This window comes from Inhella proteolytica (assembly GCF_016093275.1).
GTDB classification, from domain to species: domain Bacteria; phylum Pseudomonadota; class Gammaproteobacteria; order Burkholderiales; family Burkholderiaceae_C; genus Inhella; species Inhella proteolytica.
In genome coordinates this window covers 25,860-52,822 of record NZ_JAEDAK010000017.1, presented here as the reverse complement: position 1 = coordinate 52,822, position 26,963 = coordinate 25,860, and the positions used below count along the sequence as shown (strand labels likewise).

The following is a 26,963-nucleotide window of genomic DNA, read 5'->3' as shown; positions in this document are numbered from 1 at the left end:
AAACCCTTGACTTAGGCCACCCATGAGCCCCACCGAACACCCGATCACCGACGCCGTGCGCGAGGCCATGGCCATCAGCCTGCGTGGCGCGCAGGAACTCTTGCCCGAGGATGCCTGGCTCAAGAAGCTGGCCCGTTCGGCCGCCACCGGCCAGCCGCTGCGCATCAAGCTGGGCCTGGACCCGACGGCACCGGACATCCACATCGGCCACACCGTGGTGCTGAACAAGATGCGCCAGCTGCAGGACCTGGGCCATCAGGTGATCTTCCTGATCGGCGACTTCACCAGCCTGATCGGTGACCCCAGCGGCCGCAACAGCACCCGCCCGCCGTTGACGCCCGAGCAGATCAAGGCCAATGCCGAGACCTATTACAAGCAGGCCAGCCTGGTGCTGGACCCGAGCAAGACCGAGATTCGTTACAACTCCGAATGGTCGATCGCCCTGGGCAGCATGGGCCTGATCCAGCTCTCGGCCAAGACCACGGTGGCGCGCATGCTGGAGCGCGACGATTTCACCAAGCGCTATGCGGCGCAGACGCCGATCTCGCTGCACGAGTTCCTCTACCCGCTGATGCAGGGCTATGACTCGGTGGCGCTGAAGAGCGATCTGGAGCTGGGTGGCACCGATCAGAAGTTCAACCTGCTGATGGGGCGCCAGCTGCAGCAGGAATACGGCCAGGAGCCGCAGTGCATCCTGACCATGCCCCTGCTCGAGGGCCTGGACGGCGTCGAGAAGATGTCGAAGAGCAAGAACAACTACATCGGCATCACCGAGCCGGCCAACACCATGTATGCCAAGGTGCTGTCGATCTCGGACGAGCTGATGTGGCGCTGGTACGAGCTTTTGAGCTTTGAGTCCCTGGCCGCCATTGCCAAGCTCAAGGCCGAGGTGGAAGCCGGCCGCAACCCCAAGGACGCCAAGGTGGCGCTGGCGCGCGAGATCACCACGCGCTTCCACGGCGCGGCGGCGGCCGAGGCCGCGCAGGAAGACTTCGAGCGCCGCGCTCGTGGCGGCATTCCCGATGAAATCCCCGAAGTGACCGTGCACGGCGCCCCCATGGGTATCGGCGCGCTGCTGAAGTCCGCCGGCCTGGTGCCTTCGAATGGCGAGGGCCTGCGCAAGGTCGAGCAGGGTGGTGTGCGCGTGGACGGCGTGGTCATCAGCGACAAGGGCCTCAAGCTGGAGCCGGGCACCTATGTGCTGCAGGTCGGCAAGCGCCAGTTCGCGCGGGTGAGCCTGCATGCGGCCTGAAGCCCGCTTCACCGCCAAGCATCCGCGCAGCGCGCTGCGCCATGGCTGGTGGGCGCTGCCGCTGCTGGTGGGCTTGATCCTGCTGATCCTGCGCCCCTGGGACGCCGCCACGCCCCTGGTGTTTCGCCTCAAGCCCATGCCGGCGGCCTCGGCGCCGGCGGCGAAGGCCTCCGGCCCGCAGCCGATCGATGTGCGCATCATCCCGGCGCGGCCGGCCAGCGCGCCCGCCTCACGCTGATTCACCCCGTTCGGGGCGCTGCTGCGTACAAGGGTTCAAGGTCTGCCAGCCCGGCGGGCCAGAACCCCTGACCAGGAGAGCCTCATGACCCGCACCCGCCGCACCTTTTTGCTGGCCGCCGCCCTGCTCGGCAGCCTGAGTTCGGGCTGTGCCCAGGCCATCAGCCCGCCGCCGGCGCCGCTGGACTGGCAGCTGATCGACCGCGCCAGCGGCCAGGCCCTGCCGCGCCATTGGCACCGCGGGCGCGGCTACAGCGCCGGCGAGCCCGGTTCGCGCTACGCCATCCGCCTGCACAACCGCGGGGGCGAACGCTTGCTGGTGGTGCTCTCGGTCGATGGCGTCAATGTGGTCAGCGGCGAAACCGCGGCCTGGCACCAGACCGGCTATGTGCTGGACCCCGGTCAGGTGGCCGACATCGCCGGCTGGCGCAAGAGCGACAGCCAGGTGGCGGCCTTCGAGTTCGCCGCCCTGCGCGACAGCTATGCCGCGCGCACCGGCCGGCCCGACCATGTGGGCGTGATCGGCGTGGCGGTGTTCCAGGAAGCCTTGCCCGAACCGCCGCCGCTGCCTGCACCGCAGGTCAACGCGGCGCCCGCGGCGGAAGCGGCAGCGCGCGACCAACTCGCCAGCCAGGCCGCCGGCAAGTCAGGCGATGCCCGCGCCGAGCGCCGCGAGCGCCTGGGCACGGCGCATGGCCAGCGCGAGTGGTCGCCCGTCAGCCGCACCGACTTCGAGCGCCGCAGCGCCCAGCCCGCCTGGGTGCAGCAGCTCTGGTACGACAGCCGCGCCAACCTCGTCGCCCAAGGCGTGCTGCCGCGCCCGCCGGTGGCGCAGTGGACGCCGAACGCCTTCCCGGCCAGCCCCGGCTATGTGCCCGACCCGCCCGCACGCGGCTGGTGACACACTGCCGCGATGGAGGAGCCCAGCGATGCCGAACTGCTACGCCGTCACAGTGCCGGCGACGCCCAGGCCTTCGCGCGGCTCTACGACCGCCATGACCGCAAGAGCTTCGACTACCTGCGCCGCCTGCTGCACCCTGCCGACGCCGCCACCGCCGAAGACCTGCACCAGGAGGTCTGGCTGGCGGTGGCGCGGGCGGCCGCGCAGTACGACGAGTCCAAGGCCCGCTTCGTGACCTGGCTGTTCACCATCGCCCGCAACCGCGTGCTCGACTGGCAACGCCAGCAGGGCCGCGCCGGCTGGGAACTGCTGGAGAGCGCCGAAGCCCTGCCCGATGCGCCGCGCCTGCAGCCGCCCGAGCGGGTGGAGGCTGGGCGCATGGCCGAGGCGGTGGTCGAGGCCGTTGAGGCCCTGCCGATCGCCCAGCGCGAGGCCTTCGTGCTGTTCAGCTTTGACGAGCTCAGCCTGCAGGAGATTGCGGCGCTGACGAAGGTGCCGCTGGAAACCGCCAAGACCCGGCTGCGCTACGCCCGCGATGCGCTGCGCCAGCGCCTGCAGGCCTGGAGGACGGCCGATGTCTGATCCGCGCCGCGAGCTGCCCCCCGAGTTGGAAGGCCTGGACGAATGGGGCCAGGCCTACCGCGAACAGGTGCAGGCCGAACCCGAGGCCGCGCGTGCGGCGCGCCGAGCGCGGCTGCTGGCGGCCCTGCCGGCGCCGCAGGCCCAGGCCGAGCCGGTGTTGCAGGCCGCCGGGCCGCACCCGGCGCCGCGGGGGCACGGCCGCTCGCTGCTGCCTCTGGCGCTGGGGGCGGGGCTACTGATCGGCGTGCTCTGGGTCCTGGCGCCCTGGCGCGCGGGCGCGCCGGCGGCCGACTGGCGCCTCGCCGAGCAGAAGGCGCCGGCCAACCGACCCGAGCCGGCCTCGGCCGTGGAGATCGCCCAGGCGAATGTCGAACCCCTGCCGTCAGCCGCGCCGGCGGAACGCGCTGACGCGGTGCGCAGCGGGGCGGAGCCGGCGGCCGGCCCCACCCCGCCCGCCCGCTCGGCCGAGGCGCAGCCCGAGGCGTTCCCGGCCAAGCCGCCCGTCGTGGCCGCTGTACCGGCCCCGGTGGTCGAGGAACGCCCGGTGGTCGTGGCCGCGGCACCGCCTGCCGTGATGGCGCCCCCCGCACCGGCCGCACCCGCGGCGCAGGCCGGACCCGCGGCCGACCAGGTGGCGGAGCGGGTGGCGCTGGCCGAACCCATGGCCAAGAAGGCCGAGGCCCGAGACCGCCAGGCGCCGAGCATCGCCAGCACGATGCCGGCCCCGCCGCCAGCCGCGCGCGGCGACCTGGGCCTGGCTGCCGGCTTGGCGAGCCAGCCGCTGGACCGGCCCGACGCCCAGGGCCGCACGGCCCTGATGCGGGCCGCGCTGCTGGGCCATGTCGACGCGGTGGAGGCGCTGCTGCGCCAGGGCGCGAACCCCAGGCTGCGCGACCGTGAGGGCTTGGACGCCGCCGCGCTGGCGGAGCGCGCAGGCCACAAGGCCTTGGCCGTCAGCCTGCGCGCGGCGGTGGCTTCCGCCCCTCAGCCTTGATTCGAGATGCCGGCGGCCACATGGCCGCTGGGCACATGCTGGCTGGCGTGGGTGATGTGGCCCAGCTGGTCGTCGAAGAAGAAGTCGGGCTCGAACTCGCGCAGGAATTCTCCTTTGGGCAGGCCGCCCAGGAACATCGCCTCGTCGATCTCGATCTTCCAGCTCATCAAGGTGCGGATGGCGCGCTCATGCGCCGGGGCGCTGCGTGCGGTGACCAGCGCGGTGCGCACGCGCACGGCCTGGTTGCGCTGCTGCTGCAGGCCGTGCAGGGCCAGCAGCAGGGGTTTGAAGGGGCCGGGCGGCAGGGGCTCGAGCGCGTGGTGGGTTTCGTGGCGCTGGAATGCGTCCAGGCCTTCGGACTGGAACACGCGCTCGGCTTCGTCGCTGAACAGCACGGCGTCGCCGTCGAAGGCGATGCGCAGCTCGTCCGGGTGGGCGTCGCTGGCGCGCGCGCTGGTCGGGTAGACGCGCGCCGCCGGCACGCCGGCGTCGAGCGCGGCGCGCACATCGGCCTCGTTGGCGCTCAGGAAGAGTTGGGCGTGCAGGGGTTTCAGAAAGCGCCAGGGCTCGCGCCCGCGCGTGAACACGCCGCGCTGGATGGGCAGACCATAGGCCTGGGCCGAGCGGTAGACGCGCAGGCCCGACACCGGGTCGTTGCGGCTCAGCACCACCACCTCCACGCGCGGCGCCTCGCCGGCCTCGTTGAAGCCCAGCAGCTTCTTCACCAGCGAGAAGGCCACGCCCGGCTTGGCGGGTACGTCCAGGCGCTGCTGCTGCAGGGCCATGTAGGCGTGGTCGTCGCGGGCCTCGAAGAGCTGGTTCTCCTCCTCGAAATCGAACAGCGCGCGCGAGGAGATCGCGACGACCAGGCAACCGTCGAGTGAAGCCGGCATCTCAGGGCTTCAATCCAAGCGCCTTCCAGCCTTCGATCCCCAGCTTTTCCAGCGTCTCCATGTTCGCCTCGAAGATGGACTCGGCCTCGGGGAAGGCGGCCACGGCGCGGTCGATCGAGTCCTCGCGCAGCAGATGCAGCGTGGGGTAGGGCGAGCGGTTGCTGTAGTTGGTGATGTCGTCGGGCGCGGTGCCCTCGAACTGGTACTGGGGGTGGAAGCTGGCGACCTGCAGCACGCCTTCCAGGCCGATGTCGGCCACCAGGGCGTCGGCGGCTTCGAGGAAGTCGTTGTAGTCCAGGAAGTCCGTCAGCACCTGGGGGTGGATCAGCAAGGTGGTGTCGGTCTCTTCGGGCGGCGTATCCACCAGACGGTTCAGCTCATTGGCCAGTTCGTAGAGCAGGTCCTCGACCTTCGTGGCCTGGCTCACCACATAGCGCACCTGGCCCTTGACCTGCACCTGCTTGGCAAAGGGGCAGAGGTTCAGGCCGATGACGGCCTTGTCCACCCAGGCACGCGTCTCAGCGATGACTTGGTCCTCGTTCATGCCTGCTGCTCCTTGAACCAGGCCTCGACCAGATTCACCCACATCGAGCCGCCGACCGGAATCAGCTGGTCGTTGAAGTCGTAGCTGGGGTTGTGCAGGGTGCAGGGCCCCAGGCCATGGCCGCCCTCGCGGTGCTGGCCCTCGCCATTGCCGATCAGGAAGTAGCAGCCGGGCTTGTCCAGCAGGTAGTAGCTGAAGTCCTCGGCGCCCATGGTGGGCTCGAAGCGCTCCACCTTGGCGCCCATGCCCTCCAGCGTGCGGCGCACGAACTCGGTTTCGCGGGCGTGGTTCACCGTGGGCGGGTAGTTGCGGCGGAACTGGAACTCGCACTGCAGCTCGAAGCCGGCAGCCAGGTTCTCGCTCAGCTCCTTCATGCGGCGCTCGATCAGGTCCAGCACCGCCACGGTGAAGGTGCGCACCGTGCCTTCCAGCGTCACCGTCTCGGGGATGACGTTGGTGGCCTCGCCGGCGTGGATCATGGTGACGGAGATGACACCGGTGTCGATCGGCCGCTTGTTGCGGTTGATGATGGTCTGGAAAGCCTGCACCAGCTGGCAGGCGGCCGGCACCGGGTCCAGGCCGAGGTGGGGCATGGCGCCATGCGCGCCCTTGCCCTTGAGCACGATCTTGAACTCGTTGCTGCTGGCGAACACCGGGCCGCTGGCCAGCGAGAAGGTGCCGGCCGGCATGCCGGGCCAGTTGTGGATGCCGAACACGGCGTCCATCGGGCAGCGCTGCCACAGCCCGTCCTTGATCATTTCGCGCGCACCGCCGCCGCCTTCCTCGGCGGGCTGGAAGATCAGGTAGACCGTGCCGTCGAAATTGCGGTGCTGGGCCAGGTGCTTGGCCGCGGCCAGCAGCATGGTGGTGTGGCCGTCGTGCCCGCAGGCGTGCATCTTGCCGGGGTGCACGCTGGCATGCGGGAAGTGGTTGTGCTCGGTCATCGGCAGGGCGTCGATGTCGGCCCGCAGGCCGATGGCGCGCGGGCTGTCGCCGCCCTTGACGACGCCGACGACGCCGGTGGTGCCGAGGCCGCGGATCACCGGAATGCCCCAGGCCTCCAGCTGCTGGGCAATCAGGTCCGAGGTGCGCTGCTCCTGGAAGCAGAGTTCGGGGTGCTGGTGGATGTCGCGGCGGATGCGGGTCAGGTCTTCGCCGGCGGCGAGCAGGGTGTCAAGCAGCTTCATCGTCAATCGTCCAGGTCAGTCCTGCGTCGTGCAGCAGGGGCAGGGCCTCGGGCCCGAAAGCGGCGCCGGGGCTGAGCACGCCGGCGCGGCCGCGGCCCAGGCGCCCCTCGGCCAAGGCCAGGCCCACGGCCGCCATCATCTCAGGGGTGGAGCGGTAGCCCGGGTGGCCGCGGGCGCTGAGCTTGCCGCTCAGCGCGGTGCCGGCCTCGCCGCGAGCCTGCCAATGCAGCTCGTAGCCCATGGCGTCCAGCGCGGCGTCCGAAGGGCCTTCGCCGGGCTTGGGGCCGAAGCGCTCCAGCAGGGTCTGCAGGGCCTGGCGCGCGGCGTCGGACTGCGTGGCCGAGGCAAAGGCCGCCAGCGGCGCAGCGATGGCCGCTGCGGCCGACCACTGCGCCGCCAGGCTGGCGCCGCCCAGGCCGGCCAGGGTCCAGCGCGCCAGCAGGCTGTCGCTGTCCGGGGCGTGGCGGCTGAAGGGGGCGAGCAGGCGCTCGGCCAGGTCGCGCATCGCCAGGCCCTCGCGGTAGCGGAAGCTGGGCGCAAAGCGCGCGGGCGCCAGCGCGGCCGAGCGCAGCAGCAGCGGCGGGTTGACGAAGGGCGCGGGCAGGGTGGGCGCCAGCACGGAGCCGGCGGCGTCGTCCCACCAGGGCGAGAGCGGCGCGGCATTGGCCAGGGCCACGGCGTTCGCGTTCCAGCCCTCGGGCAGGTCTTCGGGCAGCAGGCAGTCCATGCGCTGCAGGCTGTTGCCGTGGTCGTGCGCCAGCACCATGCGCATCGAAGCCAGGGTGCCGCCGCTGATGGCGTCGCCCAGGCGAGCCAGCTGCGGACCGGTGAAGTGCACGGCGATGTTCAGGCCGGCCAGGCGCTCGCCGCCGCGGTCTTGCAGGGCCTGGGCCGCGCCCTGGGCGCAGAGGTCGAAGGGCAGGGCCTCGTAGCCGCAGCTGTGCACGGCCAGGGTCTTGCGGCGCAGCGCCAGCGCGTGGTGGCGCTGCACCATGCGGCGCATCCAGAAGGTCTCGCCGCTCAGGTCCAGGTGATGGCAGTTGGCCTGCAGGCAGGCCAGCAGCACGGCCTCGCCGCGTTCGGCATACGGCCCGGCCAGGTTCAGCAGCACGCGGCCGCGGCGCGCCAGGGCTTCGATGGATTCGGGCTGGTCCAGGTCGGCCGGCAGGGCGGCGAAGTCGGCACCGGCCAGTTCGGCCAGGGCCTCGGGGCGGCGCCCGGCCAAGGCGAGCTTCAGCCCGCGGCCGGCGGCCTGGCGGCGCAAGGCCCGCACCAGCTGGCGCCCGGTAAAGCCGGTGGCGCCGAGAACAATCAGATCAAAACGTGACTTGGGCATGGAGAAAACCTTCTCTGCCATCATGCCCGCATGAATGCGAGTCCCGATGTGCGCGTGGTCAATGGCGCCTGCCCCCACGATTGTCCCGACACCTGCGCGCTGCAGGTGCATGTGCAGGCCGGCAAGGTCATCAAGGTGCAGGGCCGGGCGGACCACCCCAGCACCCATGGCGCGCTGTGCACCAAGGTCAGCCGCTACCCCGAGCGCACCCACCATGCCGAGCGTTTGCTCTCGCCGCTCAAGCGCGTCAGTGCCAAGACGGAGCCGCCGCGTTTCGAGCCGGTCAGCTGGGAGGCCGCATTGGCTGACATCGCCGCGCGCCTGGGCGCCATCGCCGCGCGCGACCCGCAGCGTATCCAGCCTTACTCCTACGCCGGCACCATGGGCCTGCTGCAGGGCGGCTCGATGGCCGACCGGCTCTGGAACCGCCTGGGCGCGGCGCGCCTGGATCGCACCATCTGCGCCAGCGCCGGCGCCACCGCGCTGAACCTGACCTATGGCTCGCGCGTGGGCATGCACCTGCGCTTCTTTGCCGAAAGCAAGCTGATCCTGATCTGGGGCAGCAACAGCATCGCCAGCAATCTGCATTTCTGGACCTACGCCAACCAAGCCAAGCGCAACGGCGCCAAGCTGATCTGCATCGACCCGCGCCGCACCGAAACCGCCGACAAATGCCACGAGCACCTGGCCCTGCGCCCGGGCAGCGACGGCGCGCTGGCGCTGGCGCTGATACATGAGCTGATCCGCCACGACTGGCTGGACCATGACTACCTGGAGCGCTGCGTGGACGGCTGGCCCGAGCTGCGCGAGCGTGCGTTGCAGTGGTCGCCCGAGCGGGCGGCGCCGCTCACCGGCCTGACGGTCGAGCAGATCCAGAACCTGGCGCGCGACTACGGCACGACGGCCCCGGCGGCCATCCGCCTGAACTACGGCATGCAGCGTGTGCGCGGTGGCGGCAATGCGGTGCGCCTGATTGCGCTGCTGCCCTGCCTGATCGGCGCCTGGAAGCACCGGGCCGGCGGCCTGCTGCTTTCCACCTCCGGCTACGCCGCGCCCTACAAGAACAACGACGCCCTGGAGCGCCCGGACCTGCTGGGCGACCGCGCGCCGCGCTTGGTGAACATGAGCGCCATCGGCGACGCGCTGCTGCGCGCCGATCCACCCATCGAGGCTCTCGTCGTCTACAACAGCAATCCGGCGGCGGTGGCGCCCGAGAACGGCCAGGTGGTGCGCGGCCTGCAGCGGCCGGACCTGTTCACGGTGGTGATCGAGCAGTTCATGACCGACACGGCCGACCTGGCCGACTACGTGCTGCCGGCCACCACGCAGATGGAGCACCTGGACGTGCACACCAGCTACGGCCACACCGATGTGCTGATCAACGAGCCGGCCATCGCGCCGCTGGGCCAGGCCAAGCCGAACACGCAGATCTTTCGCGAACTGGCTGCCGCCATGGGCTTTGGCGCGGAGGCCTGGGCGCAGGAGGACGACGAATCGCTCGCCCGCTCGGCGCTCAGGGGCATCGACTTCGAGCAACTGCGCGCCAACGGCTTCGTGCCCTTGCCGCTGCCCGAGGCGCCCTTCGCCGCGGGCGGCTGGCCCACGCCGCATGGCAAGGTCTGGGCCGACCACCCCGAGATCGGCCTGCCCGACTTCGTGCCCAATTTGGAGAGCGCCGAAACCGCCCCGGCCCTGGCCACGCGCTACCCGCTGGCCATGATCTCGCCGCCGGCGCGCAACTTCCTCAACAGCAGCTTCGTGAACGTGCAGAGCTTGCGCGACATCGAGCGCGAGCCGGTGTTGGAGATGCATGCCAGTGACGCCGCCGCACGCGGCCTGAGCGACGGCGCCTGGGCCCGCGTGTTCAACGCCCGTGGCGAGCAGCGCCTGCGCGTGGCCCTGAACGGCCGCGCCCGCCCTGGCGTCGTCAACGGCCTGGGCGTGTGGTGGCGCAAGTTCGGCGTGGACGGCAAGAACGTCAACGAACTGACCCACCAGGGCCTGACCGACCTGGGCGGCGGGGCCAGCTTCTACGACTGCCTGGTCGAGGTCGAAGCCGTACCCGCATGAAGCGGCGCGCGCTGCTGGCCCTGCCCCTGCTGGGAGGCTGTGCCGAGTGGCGTTACCGCGCGAATGCCTTGGGCAGCCACCTGGACCTGCTGAAGCAGGCCCGGCCGATTGACGACTGGCTGGCCGACACCAGCACCCCGGCCGCGCTGCGCGAGCGCCTGGCCCAGGCCCAGCGCCTGCGCGCCTTTGCCAGCCAGGCCCTGGCCCTGCCGGACAACGCCAGCTACCGCCGCTATGTGGAGCTGCCGCAACCGGCCGTGGTGTGGAACGTGGTGGCCGCGCCGGTGTTCGCCATCGAGCTCAAGCGCTGGTGCTTCCCGGTGATGGGCTGCGTGGGCTACCGCGGGTACCCGAACAAGGCCGAGGCCGAGACGCTGGCCGCGCAACTGAAGGCCGAGGGCTGGGATGTCTACAGCTACGGCGTGCCGGCCTACTCCACCCTGGGCTACAGCAACTGGCTGGGTGGCGACCCGCTGCTGTCCACCTTCCTGCGCGGCGGCCTGGCCGAGACGGCGCGCCTGATCTTCCACGAGCTGGCGCATCAGGCCGCCTACGCCGCCGACGACAGTGGCTTCAACGAGGCCTACGCCACCGCCGTGGAGCGCCTGGGTCTGCAGGCCTGGTGGGCCGCCCACCCCGACGCGCAGCTGCAGGCGCTGGACGAGGCGCGCGAACAGCGCCGCGCCCGCTGGCAGGCGCTGGCCGTGCAGGCGCGCGACGAATTGCGCGCGATCTATGCCGACGACCGCCAGGATCGAGCGCGCGCCAAGGCGGAGCGCTTCACCCAACTGCGCGAGCAGATCGACGCCCTGGCCGCGCAGGATCCGGGTTACTCGGGTTACCGCGCCTGGGCGCAGGCTGCCAACAATGCGCATCTGGCCCTGCTGGCCACCTACCACCAGCGCGTGCCGGCCTTCGAAGCCCTGTTTGATCGATTGGGGCGGCGCTGGCCGGATTTCCACGCCGAAGTGGCCCGGTTGGCCCGCCTTCCCCGCGCCGAGCGCGATGCCTTGCTACCCTGAACACCATGTCCACCATCCACATCCACCGCGATCACCACCTCGGCATGGAGCGCGCCCGCGAAGTGGCCTGGCAATGGGCCGAAGACGCCGAAGCGCGCCTCGGCATGGAGTGCACGGTCTACGAAGGCGACGACAGCGACACCATCGAGTTCACCCGCAGCGGCGTCAAGGGCGAGCTGGTGGTGACGGCCGACACCTTCGAGCTCAAGGCCAAGCTGGGCCTGCTGCTGGGTGCGCTGCGCGGCACGATCGAGGGCGAGATCGAGAAGGAACTCGACAAGCTGCTGGCGGCCAAAGCCAAGGCGCCCAAGAAAAAGAAGTGAGCGTGGCCATGCCGGATGGCATGTCCTGCGAGTGCCGAGCGAAGCGAGGCCGCAGGGTGGGCAGCTCCGTTCATGTCCGCCGCCCTGCGGGCTCCCCCTTGACTTCACTGCGCTGCCCACCCTACGCCCGCGCTCCACACGACCGGGCGTGACGGAGAAGGAGCCTGACAGCGGGCGCGTCAATGAAAACGGCCCCGAAGGGCCGTTGTCTTGGAAGCTGGACGGACTACTTCAAGGATTCAATGAGGTCGATGTACTCCTGCATCGCCTCTTCTTCGCCCTTGCCCTTGAGCTCGTCCCAGGCGCCCCACTTGGCGCGGCCCACCATGTCCATCATGCCGGGCTTCTTGGTCTCGTTGTCGCCTTCGGTGGCCTGCTTGTAGAGCGCGTACAGCTGCAGCAGGGTGGCGTTGTCCGGGCGCTCCGAGAGCTTCTTGGAATCGGCCACGGCTTTTTCGAATTTCGCTTTCAGGCTCATCGTGTCTCCTTGGGTCAACAGCCCGGCTAAAGAGGGAAGGGTGCGGGCCATGTTAGCGACAGAATCCCGGCGAATCCCCCCTTAGAGCCCGCACTCCATGAGCCTCAGCACCGAGCGCATGAGCCGTGTCGACACCGCCTGGCTGCGGATGGACACGCCCGAGAACCTGATGATGATCGTCGGGGTCTGGTTCCTGAAGCCCAGCATCTCGCTCGATGCGCTGCGCCAGCGCTGCATCGAGCGCCTGCTGCCCTACCGGCGCTTCCGCCAGTTTGTGCGCGAGGACGTGCTGGGCGCCGAGTGGGTCGAGGACCCGGATTTCGACATCAGCCGCCATGTGCAGCGCGCCGTGCTGCAGCGCGAGCCGGGGCAGACCGCCACGCAGGCCCTGCAGGCCCATGTGGGCGCGCTGGCCTCCGAGCCGCTGGACCCGAGGCACCCGCTGTGGAAGTTCGAGCTGATCGAGGACGTGGAGGGCCAGTCGGCGCTGGTGGCGCGCATCCACCACTGCATTGGCGACGGCATCGCGCTGATCGCCGTGATGCTCTCCATCACCGATGGCGGCGCCCCGCCGCCGCGGCGCCGCCGTGAGCCCGAGCCCGAGAGCGAGGCGGACTGGATCGTCGACACCCTGCTGCGCCCCATCACCGACATGACGGTGAACGCCGTGCACCTGGCGGGCAAGGGCGCGGCCAAGGGCATGGACCTGCTGATCGCCCCCGACACGCCGGTGGACGCCACCCTGCACATGGCCAAGCTGGGCTACCAGGCGGTGAGCGACGTGACAGCCTTTGCGCTGATGCCGGATGACTCGCACACCCGGCTGAAGGGCAAGCCCGGCCCGAGCAAGACCGTGGCCTGGGCCGATGGCCTGGGGCTGGACCAGGTCAAGGCGGTGGGCAAGGCGCTCGGCGCCTCGGTGAACGATGTGCTCTTGAGCTGCGTGGCTGGTGCCATTGGCGCCTACCTGCGCGCCAAGGGTGACGATCCCGAGGGCCAGGAGATCCGCGCCATGGTGCCGGTGAACTTGCGGCCGCTGGAAAAGGCCTACCAGCTCGGCAACCGCTTCGGCCTGGTGCCGCTGGTGCTGCCGATCGGCATCGCCAACCCGGTGGAGCGCCTGTTCGCCGTGCGCGAGCGCATGCAGGAACTCAAGGGCAGCTTCCAGCCCATCATGGCCTTTGGCTTGCTGGCGGTGGCGGGCCTGCTGATCAAGCCGGTGCAGCACGCCATGCTGAACATCTTCGCCAAGAAGGCCACGGCGGTGATGACCAATGTGCCGGGCCCGCAGAAGGCCCTGAGCTTCTGCGGCAGCACGGTGGAGAAGGTGATGTTCTGGGTGCCGCAGAGCGGCGACATCGGCATGGGCGTCAGCATCCTGACCTACGCGGGCAAGGTGCAGTTCGGCCTGATCACCGACGCCGGCCTGTGCCCCGACCCCGAGGCCATCATTGCCCAGTTCGAACCCGAGTTCGAGAAGCTGACCCTGCTGACGCTGATGCTGCCCTGGGGTGACGAGGCCGCCTGATCAAGCCTGCAGCCCGAACGGGTCGTCCACCGCGTGCGCCGGCGGCGTGAACCAGCGCGGGCCCGCTTCGGTCATGTAGAAGTGGTCTTCCAGCCGGATGCCGTAGCGGCCTGGCACCACGATCATGGGTTCGTTGCTGAAGCACATGCCGGGCGCCAGCGGCGTGCGTTCGCCGCGCACCAGGTAAGGGCGCTCGTGGATGTCCAGGCCGATGCCGTGGCCGGTGCGATGCGGCAGGCCGGGCAGGGCGTAGTCCGGCCCCAGGCCGCCGGCTTCCAGCACTTGGCGGGCGGCGGCGTCGGCCACTTCGCACGGCTGGCCCAGCCGGGCGGCGGCAAAGGCGGCGGCCTGCGCGGCTTTCTCCAGGTTCCACAGGCGCCGTGCCTCGGCGTCGGGCGTGCCGAACACATAGCTGCGCGTGATGTCCGAGCTGTAGCCATGCACATAGCAGCCGGTGTCGATCAGCACCATGTCGCCGTCCTTCAAGACCTGGGGCTCCTTGACGCCGTGCGGGAAGGAGCTGGCCACGCCGAAGAGCACGATGACGAAGCTGTTGCCGGCCGCGCCCGCGCGCCGGTGCGCCTGGTCGATGAAGGCCTCGACTTCGTCGCTGCGGATGCCGGCGTGCAGCATCGAGGCGGTGGCACGGTGCACGGCCAGCGTCATGTCAAAGGCGCGCTGCATCAGCGCCAGCTCGGCGGGCGATTTGTGCATGCGGCACTCGGCCGTCAGGTCGTGCGCATTGCGCAGCACCAGGCCGGCATGCTGCAGACCATCGACGACAAAGAAGGGCGCCGCCTCGTCCAGCGCCAGCAGCACCGGGCCAGGCACCAGGCGGCGGATCAGCGCGTAGGGGCTCTCGTGCTCCTCCCAGGTGTGCAAGGGGCCGGGCAGCATCAGCAGCTCTTCCACCGTGCCGCGCTCGAAGGCCGGGGCGATGTACTGCAACGGGCCCTCGGCCGGCAGCAGCGCGCCCACGAAGCGCTCGCTGGCGCGCCAGCGCAGGCCGGTGAAGTAGCGCAGGTTCGTGCCCGCAACCAAGAGCAGGCCAGCCAGGCCCTGTGCGCGCAGCAGGCCTTGCACTTTCTCGATGCGCGCCTGGTACTCGGCCGGCTGGATGTCTTGCACACCGGCCATCATGGGCTGCAGTGTTTGCAGCGCGGCTTCGGGGCTCAGGCCCCCCACTCCGATCGTCATCTCAGCATCTCCGGATAATTGGATCCATTATGCAATCGAGGTCTCTATGTGCACCGTGATCTTCGTCGGCCCCGGCGCCAGCGCCGACGGCAGCACCCTGCTCAGCCATTCGGACACCGGCCAGGATTCGCGCGTGCGCCGCATACCGGCCGCCACCCATGAGCCCGGCAGCCAAGCGCGCTTGTACGCCGGCATTCAGGAGGTGCGCCCCGACCCGGAGGACTTCGGCGAGGTGCTCGGGCAGATCCCCCAGGTGGCGCTCACCCATGCCTACCTGCACAGCGCCTATCCGCATTTGAACGAGCACCAGCTGGCCCTGGCTGAAAGCACCACCAGCCAGCGCCCCGAGCTGGTGGCGCTGCGCGACGAGGGGGAGGGCTGCCTGACCATCGAGCAGGCCATGGCCCTGGCGCTGCAGCGCTGCACGAAGGCGCTCGAGGCCGTGGAGCTGATCGGCCGGCTGATGGAGGAGCAGGGCTTTCTGCCTTCCTGCGGCGACGGCGGCGAGCTGCTGCTGCTGGCCGACCCGCAGGACGCCTGGGTGATGGAGGTGTTCGGCGTGGGCAAGGGCTGGCGCCGCGACAGCGGCCAGCCCGGCGCGCTGTGGGCGGCGCGCCGTGTGGGGCGCGACCAGGCCCTGGTGGTGGCCAACTGGAGCGTGCTCACCGAACTGGACCCGGCCGACCCGGACGTGCGCATCGGCCGCGGCGTCATCGCGTTCGCGCAGGCGCGCGGCTGGCTGGCGCCCGGCCAGCGCCTGAACTGGCGGCTCGCCTTCACGCCGTTGCCTCGCGAATGGGCGCTTTCGCGCCTCTGGCTGTTCCACCAGCGCTTTGCCCCCAGCCTGCGCGAGTGGCCGCAGCGCCAGCTCGGGCCCGACCCGCACCAGACCCTGGATGCCTACGTGCAGGCGCTGGAGTCGATCGACCTCTACCCCTTCTCCATTCGCCCCGAGCGGCCGCTGGCGCTGGCCGATCTGATGGCCTTCCACCGCGACACCTTCGCCGGCACGGTCTACGACCTGACGGCCCAGCCGCAATGGACGGTGCAGGACGCGCAGGGCCAGAGCCGCAAGAGCGAGCTGGCCACGCCCTTCCCCGGCCCGGAGCTGACGCGCCTGCTGCGCCTGACGCGCCGCCGCCCGGTGGCGCGGCATTTCGGCCATTACGCCGCCATCAGCCAGCTGCGCAGCGACCGCGCGGATGACGCCGCCGGCGTGTACTGGCTGGCGCTGGACAACCCGATTGCCGCGCCCTGGCTGCCCTTCTCGCTGGCCACGCGCCAGATGCCCGAGCCGGTGCGCGACTACGACCCCGATCGCTTCAGCACCGGCTCGCTGCGCTGGGCGGTGGACTTCGTGGACAACCTGATGCGCCTGGGCTGGCAGCGCGCGCTGCCCCTGGTGCAGCAGCGGCGGGATGCCTTCGAGGCCGCGGTGCAAAGCGAGTGGCTGCTGCTGGACGACGCGCTGGCGCGCGAACCCGATGCCGCCAAGCGCAGTGCCCAGGCCACCGCCTTTGCGGAAAGCACGGTGCAGCGCGCGCTGCAGCGCTGGGTGGAGCTGCGCCACGAGCTGCTGGTGCAGCTGACGAACAACCGCTGGGTTTGAAAAGCCACAAGGCCCCTCGCGGGGCCTTGTGATTTATTGAGCTTTGCCGAGGTGCTGCAGCCAGAAGGCCTCGTACTTGCGGTGCCAGCCGGCGGTCTTCACCGCGCCACCCATGCCGTGCTCGCCCTCGGGGTCGAGGAACAGATCGACCAGCGGTTCCTTGCCCGATTCGAGCAGCGCGCGGTAGACGTTGACGGTGTCCTGGTACAGCACGTTCGGATCCATCATGCCGTGCACCAGCAGCAGGGGCTTCTTCAGGTTCTTGGCCAGCGGCAGCAGCGAGTACTTGCGCAGATTGGGCTTGCTGCGGTCCACCTTGCCGATGGTGCGGCCGCTGTACCAGCTGTTGTAGTTCTCCCATTCGGTGGGGCCGGCACCGGCAATGCCGGCGGCGTACAGATCGGGCTTCGTGTACAGGGTGTGCTGGGTCTGGAAGCCGCCGAAGCTCCAGCCGTTCAGGCCCACACGCGTGCCGTCCACGCCCAGGTTCTGCACGATGTGGCGGTGCAGGTCTTCCAGGTCCTCGGTTTGCGGCACGCCAGGGTTCTCCCAGTTGGCGCCGCTGAAGCGGCGGCCGTAATTGGAGTGGCCGCGCGTGTCCAGGGTCACCGTCACGTAGCCATGCTTGGCGGCCATGTACATGCCGAACTGGTAAGCGGTGGGCTGGTAGCTGTCGGTCTCCACGCTGTGGCGGTCGTTCAGCGGGCCGCCGTACACGTAGACGACGGCCGGGCGGCGGTCGCTGGCTTGCCAGCCCTTGGGCTTGAACCAGTAGGCGTGCAGGGTGTCGCCATGGCGGTTCTTGAAGCTGAAGCGCTCGGGGGTGAGCGTGGTCATCAGCGGGGTCAGCGCCGGGTCGTGGCTGCTGGTGAGCGTGCGGGGCTTGGCGCCCAGCAGCTTGAGTTCGGGCGGCACGGCCCAGTGGCCGGCCACGGCGGCGGCCTGCTGGCCATCGAAGCTCACCGCGGCGTTGCGGTGGTAGTCGGGCGCCTGGCCCAGGGCCAACATCTGGCCGCTGGCCATGTCCACGCGGTAGACATTCATGGCCGCCAGGTCGTCCTTGTTGGCCAGCACGAACAGGGCCTTGCTGTCGGGCGTGAAGCCGAGCACCTGGTGGGCCTCGAACTCGCCCTTGAGCAGCGGGCGCAACTGCTTGCTGGCCAGGTCCAGCGCGTAGGGCTGGCGCCAGCCGGCTTCGTCCAGCACGGTCACCAGGGTCTTGCCGTCGGGCGTGAACTGCGGGTTCAGCACGCTCACCACTTCATGGCCCACGTCGCCGCGGCGCTCGATCACCACCTCCGGCTTGGCCTGCTCGTCGGCGCGGCCCAGGTAGACGCGCAGCAGCTCCTTCTCGCGCTCCCAGGTGGCAAAGCTGTAGTGGCGGCCGTCCTCGCTCCAGGCCACCGGGCTCATCTCGAACCAGACGTCGCCGCCCTTGTGGGTGAACACCGGCTCGGGCTGCTTGGGCAGCGCGCCCGCACCTTGCGGCACGGCGCGGATGTAGAGCGCCGTGGGCGGCACCATGCGCTTGTCGTCCGAGACCTCGCGGTCCACTTTCTTGGCGGTGGCGAAGCGCTGGTCGTAACCCATGATCTCCACCTGGCGGCCGGGCTTGGGCGGCGGCTTGCCTTCCTCGCCCAGCGGGGCGCGGGCCAGCAGGGCCATCCAACGGCCGTCCTTGCTCAGCGTGGTGGCCTCGATCTTGTACTTGCGCTCGGCGTCGTCCGGGTGCACCAGCTCGTGGTTCAGCACCTGCACGCCGCCCTGCGCGAAGCGGGTGCGCAGCACGCGGGTTTCGTCCTGGAACACCAGGCCCAGGTCGTCGCGGCTGTAGGCCACGGCGCGCAGGTTGCGGCCCAGGGCCAGCAGGGGCTGGGCCTGGCTTTGGCCGGCCTGCCAACGCAGCAGCTGGCCGCGGTACTGGAACACCAGCTCGTCCTTCTCATGCGCCCACACGAACTGGGCCACGCCGGGGTAGAGGTCGGTGGGCTTGAGCTTGTCCTTGGCGAGCTTTTTCTTCAGCTCGTCGCGCCACTCCCAGTCTTCCTTCTCCAGCGGCTTGGGCGGGGTGGGGGCGGCGGCGGACGCGGCTGCGGCCGGTGGCAGCGGCTTGCCGCTGCGCTTGGCCTCCAGCTCGGCCATGGCGCGCTTTTCGGCCTCGGCTTCGAGCTTGTCGGCGGCCTTCTGGGCGTCCTCGCGGTCCTTCTTGGCCTGCAGTTCCTTCTTCAGCGCGTCAATCGCCTCGCGCTCCCAGCGGTTCAGGTCCACGGCCTCGCCGCGCAGGTAGGCCGCTTGCGCCTCCTCGCGGGCCTGGCGCTCGGCCCATTCGCGTTCGCGCTGGCTGCGCTTCTTGTGGAAGCGCTCCAGGTTTTCGGGCGTTTCCACCGCGGCCATCAGGGTGGGGGAGCTCAGGCGCAGGGTGTTGCCGCTGCGGGTGTCGTGCACGTACAGGTCGTTGCCCGGCTCGCCATGCGGGTTCCACAGGTAGGCCAGGTAGCGCCCGCTGCGGCTGAAGGCCGGCTGCTTGGCCGCCTCGCCACGCAGCGGCTGGGCGCGGAACAGCTGTTCCAGGCTCAAGGCCGGGGCCTGGACGGGGGCCTGGCTGTGCGAGGGCAGGGAAACGGCGGTCAAAAGGACTGCCAGCAGCCCGACGGCTGCTTGGTGATGGATGCGCATGGGGAGGGGAGGGCCGTGATGCCCGAGCTGGGCGGCCGTGGGGCGAAATTCTAGGAATCGGGGCCTGCGCGCAGCAGGGCCGAAAGGCATGGTTGGTGCCTGCGAATCGGCACATTTGCGCCAATTGTTCGTGCTCGGCACCCTTTGGGCTCAGAGCTGGCGTGCGTGAGGCTCCGTTCCTGCCGCGGCTTGGCGCGGCGAGGGCGCGGGGTGGGTGGCTCCGTTCATGTCCCCCGCCCTACGGGCTCCTCCTTGACTTCACTGCGCCACCCACCCCACCCCCTCGCTTCGAGCCACCGAGATCCTCGGACTGGCGGGGGGCGTTCCAGAAATGAAAACCCCCGGGCGAGCCGGGGGGCGGTGCTGAGGTGGCGAGGCTTACTCGGTAGCAGCCGCCACAGCCTTCTTGCGGGCCGGTGCCTTGCGCGGCGCTGCTGCTGGCGCAGCGGCGGCCTTCTTCGCCGCCTTTTTCGCGGGCTTGGCCGCAGGTTCAGCGCTGCCATTGCCCACCACCTTCGCACGCGTCGCCTTCTTGGCCGGCTTGGCGTCTTCCACGCTGCCGCCAGCCTTCCAGGTCTTGCGGGCCTCGAGCGCGAGCTTGACGACCTTGGCGATGTCCTTGTCGGTGAACACGCCGTTCACGCCCGAGATGGCGGCCAGCTTCATGCCGTGCTTCAGGCCCAGCTTGTAGATCTCCTTGACCTTGGGCCATTCGGTGTCGCGGCCGATGGTGAAGACCTCGAAGCGGCCTTCCAGCGCCAGCACGATGGTCTCGGCCAGGCAGGCGTAGATCACGTTGTTGGGCAGGCCGATGCTCTTCATGCCGCGCACCTTGGTGGGCAGCTCGATCTCGCCACTCTCGATCACCAGCACGTCCGGGCGCTTGGCCACTTCCTCGGGCGGCAGGTCCAGCGGGCGGGCCACATCGGTGATGACGCAGCCGGGCTTGACCTTGGTGATATCGAGGATCTTCTTGCCGGCACCCGAGGTGCTGGTGACGATCATGTCCATCTCGCCCAGCAGGCTGTCGTAATCGGTGGAGCAGACCACCTTGGCGTCGGGCGTGTCCTTGAGGATGCTCTTCTTCAGCTCCTCCAGCTTCTTCATGTCGCGACCGGCGATGACGACCTCGTCGAAGGCCATGGCCAGCAGGCGCGCCGAGACGGAGCCGATCGAGCCGGAGGCGCCGATCACCATGGTCTTGGCGGGTACGCGCTTGTCGCCCTTCTTGACCTTGACCAGGCCCATGCGGCGCATGGCATCGGCCGCGGCCCAGAGCGCGCCGGAGGCGGAGTAGCTGTTGCCGGTGGTGATGGGGATGCTGGAGCGCCGCGCCACGGTGATGCCGGCGTCGCCCACCACCTTGGTGAAGGCGCCCAGGCCCATGATCTGCGCGCCCAGCTTCTCGGCCATCTTGGCCGCCTGCAGCAGGCGGCGGTAGGTGAACTCGGGGCTGCGCGCCAGCATTTCCTTGGGCGTGCCGCCCACGCTGATCAGCCAACCCTCGGCCTCGGCCCCGGTGGGCGAGACGATGTTCTCCATCTTGCAATAGACCATCGGCGGCATGTGCGCGGCCAGGGTCTCGACCTGGTTCATGATGAACTTCGGTGTGCCCTTCGGGATGGGGAAGCCTTTGCGGATGAACTCCTGCGAGAGCGGGTGGATCACGAAGGCGAAGCGGCGGATGTTGCGGAACTTGCCGGTGGGGTGCAGCAGGCGCGGGGCGATCTGCAGCTCGTCCAGGATTTCGGTGAAGTCGTCGTCCGACACGGCCTCGGGCGGCTTGCCCAGCGCGGCCAGGATCATGGCCTCGATGACGTTGATGCCCACCACCTGATCGAACAGCTTGGGGCTGACGTCGATGACGAGGTTGACCTTGCACTGCTTGAAGAACTTGAGGCGGTCGTCGTCCACCGCGGAGGTGATGACGGTCTTGCCGTTCAGGTTGTCAGCATTGCCCACCGCCTTGATCTCGGCGAAGGTGCCGACGATGAGGTGGGCGCGCTCGACCTCGGACATCACCTTGCGCTTCTTCAGACCCGAGAGCGAAGCCTCGAGGATCTCGCGCGGCTTGCCCGGCAGCACCCAGCGCGTGCCCTTGGCGAACAGCTCCAGCTGCTCCAGCGAGTGCAGCATGGTGGGCGCGCCGGTCTGGAACAGCGCGTCGGCAAAGTTCAGGTTCTTGGTGTACTCGGACAGGGCCACGGCCATGTCGTAATTGCGCATGCCCGAGAGGAACAACACGATGTTGTTGTTGAAGTAATTGCCCAGCTCGTGCTGCACATGACGTACCGCGCGCACCTGCAGCAGGCGGCGCAGGGTGGCGCCGGTGGTGGCGGGCACGCGCGTCACCACGTTCAAGAGGCGCCGGGTCTCCTTGTTGACGACCGAGTTCAGGCCGACCTGGTAGTGGTCGCCGATCTCGCCCAGGCCCACGGCGTCGGCCTCGGCCTGGTGGCGGCGCAGCAGCTCCCAGGCCTGCGTCAGGTCGTCGTCGGCGCCCAGGCGCTGGACCTCGAAGTCCTGCCCCAGGAAGCGGGTCTTGAAGGAGAAATCCTGCTGGGAAGAGCCCAGGGTGACGGTGATGACTTTCTTCATGAGTCGGGTCCTTGGCGGGGGAGGGTCAGGCGGTCTTCTTGCGGGGGGCGGCCTTCTTGGCAGGGGCGCTCTTGGCAGGCGCGGCCGCCTTCTTGCGTGCGGGCTTGGCGGCGCCCTCCGCGGCCGGCGGCAGCACCTGGCGGATCAGCAGCTCGCATTGCTCCTGCGTCATGTAGCGCGGCACGGGGTAGCCGGTATCGGCCTCCAGGCGCGCGGCGCGGGCGATGTCGGGGATGTCGGCTTCCTGCAGTGCGGCCAGCTGGGTGGGGATGCCCAGGTCGCGGTTCAACTGCTCGATGGCCTCCAGGAAGCGCTCGGCCAGGTCGTCGTCGCGTTCGTAGGCCTCGCCCAGCTTGGCGCGCACCGCCAGCTTGGCCAGGCGCGGCACGATGGCCGGGGCCGAGAAGCGCAGCACCAGCGGCAGCATGATGGCGTTGGCCAGGCCATGGGGCGTGTGATAGCGGCCGCCGAACTGGTGCGCGATGGCGTGCACGTACCCCACGTTGGCGCGCGTGAAGGCCATGCCGGCGTAGGTGGAGGCCAGGGCCATGTTCTCGCGCGCCACCAGGTTTTTGCCGTCGCGGTAGGCGGTGCGCAGGTTGCCGAAGATCAGCCCGACGGCGGCCAGGGCCAGGCCATCGGTGTACTCGGTGGCCCAGTTCCCCACAAAGGCCTCAACGGCGTGCGTGAGGGCGTCGATGCCGGTCGCGGCGGTGATGTGCGGCGGCAGGCCGGTCATCAGCTGCGGGTCCAGCGCCGCCATGCGGGGCACCAGGCGCGGATCCACCACCACGATCTTGTCCTTGCGCTCGGGGTCGGAAATGACGGCGGCGACCGTCACCTCCGAGCCGGTGCCGGCGGTGGTGGGCACGGCGTACAGCGTGACCGGGTTGTGCCGGCCCTTGAAGTAACCCGCCAGCTTGCGCAGCGGCTTGGGGTTGGCGATGGCCATGCACATGGCCTTGGCGGCGTCGATCGAGGAGCCGCCGCCGAAGGCCACGATGGCGTCGCAATCGTTGTCCTTGAAGGCCTTGATACCGCGCTCGATCAGGGGGATCGGGGCGTCGGGCGTGATCTCGTCGAACACCACGAACTCGGCGCCGCCGGCGGTCAGGGCGTCGGTCAGGCCCTTGAGCAGGCCCATCTTGGCCAGGATGGCGTCCGTCACCACCAGCAGCTTGTGGTGGCCGAAGCCGGCCACGGCCTCGCCCAGCCGGGTGCTGGAGCCAGGGCCCACCAGCAGCGTGGGTTGGGGGATGGGGATGTAGCGCGTCACCTTGCCGGCGCCCTTCATCAGGGCGCCCAGGCCGGCGGCGCGGGTGGCTTCGGGGATGAAATCGAGGATCACCAGGGTCTCCAGGGGCAAGCGTGGGTGCGGCCCATTCTGTAGCACCGGCCGCACGCTGCCCGGGCCCTGTGCAGGCGCGCAACAGGACAATGCCCCCGTTGGCCGCGTGGTGCGGCAGTTTTTCAAGGTGGCGCGTTTGTCGATTCAATGGTTCCCGGGGCATATGCATGCCACCCGCAAGGCGATTCAGGATCGCGTCAAGGAAGGCATCGATGTCGTCATCGAATTGCTGGACGCGCGCTGCCCGGGCTCCAGCGCCAACCCGCTGCTGGCCGAGATGACCGGGCACAAGCCCACGCTCAAGCTCTTGAACAAGCAGGACCTGGCCGATCCGGTGCGCACCGAGGCCTGGCTGGCGCACTACAACGCCAAGCCCGCCACGCGCGCCATTCCCCTGGACACCGCCATGCGCGCGCCGGTGGCGGCCCTGAGCAAGGAATGCCGCGCCTTGGCGCCGAACCGCGGCGGCATGGCCAAGCCGCTACGCATCCTGATCTGCGGCATCCCCAATGTGGGCAAGAGCACGCTGATCAACCGCATGCTCGGCCGCAAGGCTGTCAAGGCAGCGGACGAGCCGGGCGTCACCAAGGTCGAGCAGAAGCTGGTGCTAGAGAACGACGTCTATTTGTTCGACACGCCCGGCATGCTGTGGCCGCGCATTGCCATCCCCCAGGCCGGCCAGAACCTGGCCGCCAGCGGCGCCGTGGGCCGCAATGCCTTCACCGAGGAGGTGGTGGCCCTGGACCTGCTGCAGACCCTGCGCAGCGATTACCCGGATCTGCTGGAGGCGCGCTACAAGCTGGGCGAATTGCTGCACACCGGGGACGAAGAGCAGGTGCTGAGCCAGATCGGCCGCCAGCGCGGTGCCATGCAAAGCGGTGGCCGCGTCAATCTGCAGAAGGCCGCCGAGGTGCTGATCTACGAATTCCGCCAGGGCGTGCTGGGGCGCATCACGCTCGAAACCCCCGAGCAGTTCGCCGCCTGGGCCGCGGCCGCCGTGCTGTTGGATGCGGAGCGCGAGGCCAAGCGCGAGGCGCGCGCGGCCAAGCGGCGCAAGGGCTCCGGGCTGCGCGAGGACCCGGGCGCTGAACAGCAGGACGAGGAGGCCTGAGGCGCCTGGGCCTCAGCCCTGCAGCTTCTGCTGGATCTGCTCCAGCGTGGCGCCACGCGTTTCCACGCCGCTGCGCGCTAGCAGCCAGGCCGAGGCGGCCATGGGCAGGGCCAGCACCAGCGCGCTGATCAGGAAGTGGTCGAAGAAGCCCGTCAGCGCCATCAGCGCGGCCAGGATGCCGCCCAGCTTGGAGCTGGCCGCCACCACGCCCGAGCCGCTGCCGCGCAGTTGCACGGGGTAGATCTCGGCCGCATAGGGGATCAGCATCGCGATGACGCCGCTGACGCTGACCAACAGCGCTGCCGTGGCCGCCGTGGTTGCGGCGCTGGAGCGCAAGTCCAGCCACGCCAGCAGGGCAAAGAGCAGCAGGCACAGCGTGCTCAGCGCGATGAACAGCACCAGGGTCTTGAAGCTGCTCCAGCGGTGGTAGAGCCAGATCACCAGTGCGATGCCCGGCAGGGCCAGCAGCGAGGACTTGGCCAGCAAGGCATTGGCGGCCGAGGCGTCCACGCCGAGTTGCTGCAGATTGCTGGGCAGCCAGAGCAGGAAGCCGAAGTTCACCAGCCCCCAGCCCGTACCGCAGACGAGCAGCGCCGAGCTGATGCGGGCATGGGCCCCGCGCAGCAGTTCGCGGGCGCCGGCCACGGGGTGTGCCTCATCGTCGATCGGCGGCGCGCCCGGGTGGCGGGCGTCGTCGGGCTCCAAGCCGGTGCGGCTGCCGGCAAAGCGGGCCAGCACCGCGCGGGCCTGCTCGGTCAGCCCGGCCTGCGCCAGGAAGCGGGGGGATTCCGGGATGAAGCGGTTCAGAAAGATGATCACCGCCCCGGTGGGCAGGCCCAGCAGCCACAGCACGCGCCAGCTGAACAGCGGCTCCAGCCAGGCCGCCGAACCGGCCGCCAGCAGATAGCCCGCCGAAGTGCCCACGCCGCCCAGCAGCACCAACAGCCAGCCGCGGTGGTGCGCGGGCACGGTCTCGGCCATCAGCGTGAAGGCGATGGGCAGCAGGCCGCCGGCCGAGGCGCCCATCAGGAAGCACATCGCCAGGTTCCACTCGAAGCTGGGCATGGCGCCGCAGATGGCGGTGCCGATGAACATCAGCGCCGACAGCAGGATGGCGGCGCGGCGCCCGAAGCGATCGGCCACGCGCCCCCAGACCACCGAGCCCACGGTGGTGCCGGTCAGGGCGAACAGCGCCAGCAGGCCGGCACGCGCGCGGCTGATCTCGTACTCGGCGCTCATGCCCGGCATCACGAAGCCCAGGGTGGCGGGCTTCATGACGTCGATGGCCAGCGTCACGATCAGCACCAGCACCAGCTTCCAGTGCTCGCGGTTCAGCGCCACGCCATCGGCCACATGGAACTGCAGACCGCCGGCCAGTGGCAGGCTGCCGGGCCGGCGCGGCATCAGGCCGTAGCAGGAGAGCGCCACGCCCAGCGGGATCAAGGCCATGCCGACCCACATCTCCCAGGTCATCGGCATGCCCACCATGCGCCAGTGCGTGTGCTGGCCCATCAGGAACATCGGCCCATGCGAGAGCACGCCCAGGGTGATGAGCGCGCAGCCCAGCCAGAAGGCCAGCGGGTGGTGGAACAGCGAGAGCGCCGGCGCCGGGGCGCGGGCCGCCTTATTCCTCAAGCTCGGCCCGTGCCATCTCGATGTCCAGGCAGTCCATCGCGTCGATGGGCTCGCAGGCGGCAGCGTCGGCGTAGAGTTTCTCGGCCTCGGCCATGCGCTTCTCGCCTTCGATCATCACCAGGCCGTTGGCGCGCTCCACCATGGCGATGGCGCTCTTGGGGTTGAGCTTGAGCGCCTGCTCGAACATCTTCAGGCCGGTGGCGGCGTCCGCCCCCTGGGTGCGGGCCAGCAGGCGGCCCACCTTGTCGATCACCTCGGCGTGGAAGGTGCCCAGCGCGATGTGGGCGTCGGCATGCTTGGGGGCCAGTTCGATGGTGGTTTCCAGCGCGCTCTTGATCGTCACGCCCAGGCCCTCGGCCAGCGCCTCGGCCACGCTAATGCCCTGGCCATAGCGGCCCAGCGCATAGGCCTGCCAGTAGAAGGCGTTGGCGTTCGCGGGGTCCTCGGCCTGCAGCGCCTCGGCGCGCTGGGCCACGGCCAGGAACATCTCCAGCTTGGTCTTCTCGTTCTTTTCGAGGTAGTTGGCGTAGATGGCCTGGGCCTTGTTGGCGCAGTTGATGCCGGCCGAACCGCCCGCCTTCAGGCCGGCGTCAAAGGCCTTCTTGAAGTCGCCCGCATGGAAGTGGATCCAGGCCTGCTGCACGGCTTCGTCCTTGGGCCAGGGCTCGGCGTCGCCCTTGTGCAGCTTGGGCCAGGCTTTCTTCAAGCTGGCCGGGGTCTGGACGAAGGCGCTGTTGTCGTAGGGGAAGGCGGTCCACTTGGCCATGGCGGCTCCTCAGGCGTTGTAGTTCCCCGCCAGCTTGAACAGGTGCTCGCGAGAGTTGGGTTCGAGATAAGGCATCAGCAGGCTGAGCACATGGAAGGCGCCGCGCAGCAGGGCCGAGCCGGCGCGCTCGGGCTCCAGCGCGTGGCGCGGGTCCTTCACGTACTCGTAGCTCAGCCAGTAGCTCAAGAGCACCACCATGCTGGCGCCCACCGGGGCGGCCTCGCGCGGGTCCATCTTGAGCGCGCCGCCGATCTTCAGCCCCGCCAGCACCCCGCGCATGGCTTCCTGCTTGCGCGCCAGCACGGTCTGGAAATGCGTTTCCAGCTTGCGGTTCTTGGAGAGCAGGTCGTTGAGGTCGCGGTAGAGGAAGCGGTGCTTCCAGATCAGCTCGTACAGGGTGTGGAAGAAGAACCAGGCGTCTTCCACATTGCGCACGTTGTCGGCGGCCAGCAGCAGGTCGGCCAGTTCGGTGTCGAAGCGCTGGAACAGCGCGTTGATCAGCTCATCCTTGGCCGGGTAGTGGTAGTAGAGGTTGCCGGGGCTGATGTTCAGCTCGGCCGAGATCAATGTGGTGGACACATTGGGCTCGCCAAAACGGTTGAACAGGTCCAGCGTCACCTCCAGGATGCGCTCGGCCGTGCGACGGGGCTTCTTGGGTGGGGCCATAGCTTCTTCT

Annotated in this window: 23 protein-coding genes; 11 read left to right on the top strand and 12 right to left on the bottom strand. The window is 69.6% G+C overall.

Annotated features, from left to right (window positions below; genetic code table 11):
• The first annotated feature begins 22 nt into the window (after positions 1–22).
• The 5 genes from tyrS to I7X39_RS19335 all read left to right on the top strand — a co-directional run bounded on the left by tyrS (position 23) and on the right by I7X39_RS19335 (position 3,966).
• Complete coding sequence (gene tyrS / locus I7X39_RS19355; protein WP_198112822.1) at positions 23–1,252, top strand: tyrosine--tRNA ligase; 1,230 nt, start codon at positions 23–25, stop codon at positions 1,250–1,252.
• Complete coding sequence (locus I7X39_RS19350; protein ID WP_198112821.1) at positions 1,242–1,490, top strand: hypothetical protein; 249 nt, start codon at positions 1,242–1,244, stop codon at positions 1,488–1,490. Before tyrS ends, I7X39_RS19350 begins: the two co-directional genes overlap by 11 nt.
• Before the next feature lie 84 nt (positions 1,491–1,574).
• Positions 1,575–2,390 (top strand): hypothetical protein, encoded by an 816-nt coding sequence (locus I7X39_RS19345; RefSeq protein ID WP_198112820.1) that lies wholly within the window; start codon positions 1,575–1,577, stop codon positions 2,388–2,390.
• 12 nt (positions 2,391–2,402) lie between these two features.
• Positions 2,403–2,972, top strand: a complete 570-nt coding sequence (locus I7X39_RS19340) for a sigma-70 family RNA polymerase sigma factor (protein WP_198112819.1) — start codon at positions 2,403–2,405, stop codon at positions 2,970–2,972.
• Positions 2,965–3,966 (top strand): ankyrin repeat domain-containing protein, encoded by a 1,002-nt coding sequence (locus tag I7X39_RS19335; RefSeq protein ID WP_198112818.1) that lies wholly within the window; start codon positions 2,965–2,967, stop codon positions 3,964–3,966. Before I7X39_RS19340 ends, I7X39_RS19335 begins: the two co-directional genes overlap by 8 nt.
• Here the strand turns inward: I7X39_RS19335 and I7X39_RS19330 are convergent.
• From I7X39_RS19330 to I7X39_RS19315, 4 genes are read right to left on the bottom strand one after another with little or no spacing between them, the layout of a single operon-like run.
• The gene (locus tag I7X39_RS19330) at positions 3,957–4,859 is read right to left on the bottom strand and encodes a 5'-nucleotidase (RefSeq protein ID WP_198112817.1); all 903 of its coding nucleotides are present in this window, start codon (positions 4,857–4,859) and stop codon (positions 3,957–3,959) included. The genes I7X39_RS19335 and I7X39_RS19330 overlap by 10 nt on opposite strands.
• Position 4,860: 1 nt before the next feature.
• Positions 4,861–5,403, bottom strand: coding sequence for a DUF1415 domain-containing protein (locus tag I7X39_RS19325; RefSeq protein ID WP_198112816.1), 543 nt, complete (start codon positions 5,401–5,403; stop codon positions 4,861–4,863).
• The gene (locus I7X39_RS19320) at positions 5,400–6,590 is read right to left on the bottom strand and encodes a M20 aminoacylase family protein (RefSeq protein ID WP_198112815.1); all 1,191 of its coding nucleotides are present in this window, start codon (positions 6,588–6,590) and stop codon (positions 5,400–5,402) included. Before I7X39_RS19320 ends, I7X39_RS19325 begins: the two co-directional genes overlap by 4 nt.
• Positions 6,577–7,926: a saccharopine dehydrogenase NADP-binding domain-containing protein gene (locus I7X39_RS19315; RefSeq protein WP_198112814.1), complete on the bottom strand. Its 1,350-nt coding sequence runs from the start codon at positions 7,924–7,926 to the stop codon at positions 6,577–6,579. The genes I7X39_RS19320 and I7X39_RS19315 overlap by 14 nt, the downstream gene beginning before the upstream one ends.
• A 30-nt stretch (positions 7,927–7,956) precedes the next feature.
• Between I7X39_RS19315 and I7X39_RS19310 the strand changes: the two genes are divergently transcribed.
• From I7X39_RS19310 to I7X39_RS19300, 3 genes are read left to right on the top strand one after another with little or no spacing between them, the layout of a single operon-like run.
• A complete protein-coding gene (locus I7X39_RS19310) occupies positions 7,957–9,996 on the top strand; it encodes a molybdopterin-containing oxidoreductase family protein (protein ID WP_198112813.1) in 2,040 nt (679 codons plus the stop codon).
• Entirely contained in the window at positions 9,993–11,018 is a 1,026-nt protein-coding gene (locus I7X39_RS19305) for an aminopeptidase (protein WP_198112812.1), read from the top strand. Before I7X39_RS19310 ends, I7X39_RS19305 begins: the two co-directional genes overlap by 4 nt.
• 5 nt (positions 11,019–11,023) lie before the next feature.
• Complete coding sequence (locus I7X39_RS19300) at positions 11,024–11,341, top strand: polyhydroxyalkanoic acid system family protein (RefSeq protein WP_198112811.1); 318 nt, start codon at positions 11,024–11,026, stop codon at positions 11,339–11,341.
• A gap of 226 nt (positions 11,342–11,567) precedes the next feature.
• On the opposite strand, the gene I7X39_RS19295 is transcribed toward I7X39_RS19300, so the two are convergent.
• A complete protein-coding gene (locus tag I7X39_RS19295; RefSeq protein WP_198112810.1) occupies positions 11,568–11,819 on the bottom strand; it encodes an acyl-CoA-binding protein in 252 nt (83 codons plus the stop codon).
• A 97-nt stretch (positions 11,820–11,916) separates the two neighbouring features.
• Between I7X39_RS19295 and I7X39_RS19290 the strand changes: the two genes are divergently transcribed.
• Positions 11,917–13,347, top strand: coding sequence for a wax ester/triacylglycerol synthase family O-acyltransferase (locus I7X39_RS19290; RefSeq protein ID WP_198112809.1), 1,431 nt, complete (start codon positions 11,917–11,919; stop codon positions 13,345–13,347).
• Here I7X39_RS19290 and I7X39_RS19285 read toward each other — a convergent pair whose 3' ends face one another.
• Positions 13,348–14,544 (bottom strand): M24 family metallopeptidase, encoded by a 1,197-nt coding sequence (locus tag I7X39_RS19285; protein ID WP_198112808.1) that lies wholly within the window; start codon positions 14,542–14,544, stop codon positions 13,348–13,350.
• A 46-nt stretch (positions 14,545–14,590) separates the two neighbouring features.
• On the opposite strand from I7X39_RS19285, the gene I7X39_RS19280 reads away from it, so the two are divergent.
• A complete protein-coding gene (locus I7X39_RS19280; protein WP_198112807.1) occupies positions 14,591–16,153 on the top strand; it encodes a dipeptidase in 1,563 nt (520 codons plus the stop codon).
• Between the two features lie 33 nt (positions 16,154–16,186).
• On the opposite strand, the gene I7X39_RS19275 is transcribed toward I7X39_RS19280, so the two are convergent.
• The 3 genes from I7X39_RS19275 to I7X39_RS19265 form a co-directional block, all read right to left on the bottom strand.
• Positions 16,187–18,784: a S9 family peptidase gene (locus I7X39_RS19275; protein WP_198112806.1), complete on the bottom strand. Its 2,598-nt coding sequence runs from the start codon at positions 18,782–18,784 to the stop codon at positions 16,187–16,189.
• A gap of 423 nt (positions 18,785–19,207) precedes the next feature.
• Positions 19,208–21,427 carry a DUF8754 domain-containing protein gene (locus I7X39_RS19270; RefSeq protein ID WP_198112805.1) on the bottom strand — a complete coding sequence of 740 codons (2,220 nt, stop codon included), beginning with the start codon at positions 21,425–21,427 and terminating at the stop codon, positions 19,208–19,210.
• Positions 21,428–21,452: 25 nt separating this feature from the next.
• Entirely contained in the window at positions 21,453–22,775 is a 1,323-nt protein-coding gene (locus I7X39_RS19265) for an iron-containing alcohol dehydrogenase (RefSeq protein WP_310739947.1), read from the bottom strand.
• Between the two features lie 136 nt (positions 22,776–22,911).
• Here I7X39_RS19265 and ylqF point away from each other — a divergent pair, with 136 nt between their 5' ends.
• Positions 22,912–23,886 carry a ribosome biogenesis GTPase YlqF gene (ylqF, locus tag I7X39_RS19260; protein ID WP_198112804.1) on the top strand — a complete coding sequence of 325 codons (975 nt, stop codon included), beginning with the start codon at positions 22,912–22,914 and terminating at the stop codon, positions 23,884–23,886.
• 12 nt (positions 23,887–23,898) lie between these two features.
• Here the strand turns inward: ylqF and I7X39_RS19255 are convergent, their stop codons facing one another.
• From I7X39_RS19255 to I7X39_RS19245, 3 genes are read right to left on the bottom strand one after another with little or no spacing between them, the layout of a single operon-like run.
• Positions 23,899–25,521 (bottom strand): MFS transporter, encoded by a 1,623-nt coding sequence (locus tag I7X39_RS19255; protein ID WP_232352068.1) that lies wholly within the window; start codon positions 25,519–25,521, stop codon positions 23,899–23,901.
• Entirely contained in the window at positions 25,511–26,287 is a 777-nt protein-coding gene (locus I7X39_RS19250; protein WP_198112803.1) for a tetratricopeptide repeat protein, read from the bottom strand. Before I7X39_RS19250 ends, I7X39_RS19255 begins: the two co-directional genes overlap by 11 nt.
• Before the next feature lie 9 nt (positions 26,288–26,296).
• Positions 26,297–26,953 carry a TetR/AcrR family transcriptional regulator gene (locus tag I7X39_RS19245; protein WP_198112802.1) on the bottom strand — a complete coding sequence of 219 codons (657 nt, stop codon included), beginning with the start codon at positions 26,951–26,953 and terminating at the stop codon, positions 26,297–26,299.
• Positions 26,954–26,963: the final 10 nt, after the last annotated feature.